The 1,178-nt window shown below is 54.8% G+C and carries 1 protein-coding gene; it reads right to left on the bottom strand.

Translation table 11 applies throughout. The features are described 5' to 3' along the window. A protein-coding gene (locus GOW60_RS21000; RefSeq protein ID WP_171230819.1) for an IS3 family transposase occupies nt 1–1,122 on the bottom strand; the annotation gives its coding sequence in 2 pieces (ribosomal slippage) (nt 1–858 and nt 858–1,122; 1,123 coding nt annotated over the 2 pieces). This gene is flagged as partial in the annotation. Between the last annotated feature and the right edge of the window lie 56 nt (nt 1,123–1,178).

Raw genomic sequence — 1,178 nt, 5'->3', positions numbered from 1 at the left:
GCATCATCGGCCTGTGATCCATCGGGATGATGGTTTCGGGCGCTGGCGGGCGGTAACCCAGAGCACTGTGGGGTCGTTTTGTGTTGTAGTGTTTTCTCCATTGTTCGATCAGGATTTGTGCTTCGCGCAAGCTGTAGAAGATTTCGCCGTTGAGTAGCTCGTCCCTGAACCGGCCATTGAAGCTTTCACAATATCCGTTCTCCCATGGGCTGCCGGGTTCGATGTAAGCCGTCTTGGCGCCGACGGCAGCAATCCAGTCTCGGACAGCCTGGGCGACAAATTCCGGCCCATTGTCAGAACGTATGAAACTCGGCGCGCCGCGAAGTATGAACAGATCCGTCAGAACGTCGATTACATCGGTCGAGTTCAGTTTCCGCTCGACCCTGATTGCCAAGCATTCCCTACTGTACTCATCAAGGATGTTCAGCGTTCGGAAGGCTTTGCCATCATCGGTTCGGCAATGGACGAAGTCATACGACCAAACATGGTTGCGAAACTCTGGCCGTAGCCGAACACACGACCCATCGTTCAGCCAGAGCCGTCCTTTCTTCGGTTGTTTCACTGGCACTTTCAGCCCCTCTCGTCGCCAAAGCCGTTCAATTCGCCCATCGCTGACAGACCATCCAGCCTCTCTCAGCAGTGCAGCGATCCTGCGATAGCCATATCGGCCATATTGACGGGTCAGCTCGACCATGTCGGCCACCAATCGGTCTTCGTCTGCGCGACCTTGTGGGACACGCCGTTGCGTGGACCGGTGTTGTCCAAGCACGCGGCAGGCGCGTCTCTCGGAAACGTTCAACTGGTTGCGTACATGGTTAATACAAGCACGACGACGAGCGGGGCTCAGTAGTTTCCCTTGGCCGCCTCCGCGAGGATCAGTTTGTCCAACGTCAGATCTGAAACCGCGCGTCTCAACCGCTCGTTCTCTTTCTGAAGCCGCTTCAGTTCTTTCAACTGATCTACACCCATTCCACCGTACTTCTTTCTCCAGCGATAATAGGTTTGTTCAACAACGCCGATCTGCCTGATCGCATCAAGACGGGACATGCCTTGCCCCATCAGAACTTCAACCTGCCGTAACTTCAAGACAATCTCTTCGGGCTTTGGTCTCTTGTTTGCCATTCGTGGTCCTCCGTTTCCTAAACATAACGGTGGACCAGTTCAGTGGGGGAGGCTCA

The sequence above is a fragment of the Ruegeria sp. HKCCA4008 genome, from assembly GCF_013033125.1.
GTDB lineage: Bacteria > Pseudomonadota > Alphaproteobacteria > Rhodobacterales > Rhodobacteraceae > Ruegeria.
This window is presented reverse-complemented; position numbering and strand designations above follow the sequence as displayed.